The sequence below is a fragment of the Bacillus sp. SIMBA_026 genome, assembly GCF_046535335.1.
GTDB lineage: Bacteria > Bacillota > Bacilli > Bacillales > Bacillaceae > Bacillus > Bacillus velezensis.
The window spans coordinates 1-231 of record NZ_JAWRWX010000529.1; the positions used below are offsets into that span (position 1 = coordinate 1).

Consider the following 231-nt stretch of genomic DNA (forward strand, 5'->3'; position numbering starts at 1 on the left):
CTGGGCACAAGCTGACTCCACACGTCGTCATCTCGCACCAGAGCAAGTGCATCTGCGCGGACAGCGCTGGGAAATCTATCCAACGGAAATTCAACGAACGCGTATGTGCCCGGATATATGCGTAGTCGTGCCTTAGTGATGACCTGGCGTAGACGTCGCTCAGTTTGCTCAAAGGTCTCGCGGGAGATATTAACCATAGCTGCCCATGACTTCATGGTTGGTGGCCGATCG

Annotated in this window: 1 protein-coding gene; it reads right to left on the bottom strand. The window is 54.5% G+C overall.

From position 1 onward, the window contains the following. A partial coding sequence (locus tag SB847_RS22420) for a DUF6196 family protein (RefSeq protein ID WP_410578981.1) occupies positions 1 to 215 on the bottom strand: 215 nt, incomplete at its 3' end. Positions 216 to 231 lie beyond the last annotated feature (16 nt).